2 protein-coding genes are annotated in these 1,137 nt (G+C 51.0%); one reads left to right on the top strand and one right to left on the bottom strand.

Features of this window, described 5'->3' with window-relative positions; genetic code table 11:
* Nucleotides 1-277: hypothetical protein (locus QJQ48_RS26605; protein ID WP_346294263.1), on the bottom strand; the 277-nt coding region annotated here is incomplete at its 3' end.
* A gap of 449 nt (nucleotides 278-726) precedes the next feature.
* On the opposite strand from QJQ48_RS26605, the gene QJQ48_RS26600 reads away from it, so the two are divergent.
* Nucleotides 727-1,095, top strand: a complete 369-nt coding sequence (locus tag QJQ48_RS26600) for a hypothetical protein (protein WP_346294262.1) — start codon at nucleotides 727-729, stop codon at nucleotides 1,093-1,095.
* Nucleotides 1,096-1,137 lie beyond the last annotated feature (42 nt).

The raw sequence follows: 1,137 nt of genomic DNA, 5'->3' as shown, positions 1-1,137 counted from the left end.
TCCAGATGTTGCCAATAGTGTGGTGCAAGCGGTTGATAACATACTCCACACGATACTTTAACCCTCCAGCCCCTACAATCTCTTCCATAGCAGAGCGAATCTGTTGATGGTTAGAACTAGCATTGGCATGATGCAAGAGTAATATGAACTGCTCAATACCTCTGCTAGGATCCTGTGTATCGCGCGCTATGTGTTCTACGTAGCCATACAACCGTCGTTCAGCCTCTGTTTCTGGCCGGCTGCAAAAGAAATCACCATACTCGTCGTTAAGGTACATGTGTCTCCTCACCCAGATTGAAGCTGATAACCCACGAGAGAAAATCATTCCATAAAACTCACCAGCCGTCCAAAGCGGCAGCTCTTGCTGAAAGCTGGCTAGCGGATGAATCCCATTTGCATAAATCCCGATGGAGAATGAAGATTACGGGGCTAAGTGTATACGTAACTTTTACACAAATCCTAAGCTCCATACAGAGCATCATGCAAGCTACAGTCAAAATTACGTAACAATTCCGGCCTTCCACAGAATAGACAAGCCAAAACTGACGTAGGAAAGCTCACACGGTTAAGCTGAAGTTGAACAGCCTCTGAGCCAGTGCTATATTCTACGCAAAGCAGCTAAAGCTGCGTACGTGTTTAGCGTCTGTGTTCGGTTGTCATTCCTCCCAAGACAAAGAACAAAGTTTAGGGTAGAAACTACACCATTCAAGGGATGATTCAACTAGATTGACGAACCAACCGCTAGCTGCACCTGAGAGCTCCAATGAGCTCAAGGCGATCGCCCTTCAACGAGTAGTCGCCCTCGGTGGTCAGTGGCTGTCGGACGCTCCAGAGCAGTTGTTGTCCCATTTCAAGCGCCAAGCCGAGCAGTTGCTGGAACTACGTGCGCAGTTGCAGGAGCGTCAGAGGCAGTTGCAGGAGTGTCAGGCCGAATTACAGCAGCTTCAGGATGAGCAACGCCAGGGCAGTGTCGCTCCCTTTCGTCGAGAACCGTCAGCGCCCCCCAAAGCGCCCAAACGTCCAGGCCGTAAACCCGGTCACGCAGGAGACTGGTCACGCAGGAGACTGGCGACGCTCGCCCGCCGCTGCCGCTAGTGATGAGCATATCGAGGTGGCGCTAGTGGAGACATACCTCGA

It is taken from the genome of Sphaerothrix gracilis Ecp01 (assembly GCF_030405905.1).
Lineage (GTDB): Bacteria > Cyanobacteriota > Cyanobacteriia > Phormidesmidales > Phormidesmidaceae > Sphaerothrix > Sphaerothrix gracilis.
The sequence above is the reverse complement of the archived record's forward strand: the minus strand, read 5'-3'. Positions and strand labels throughout refer to the sequence as shown.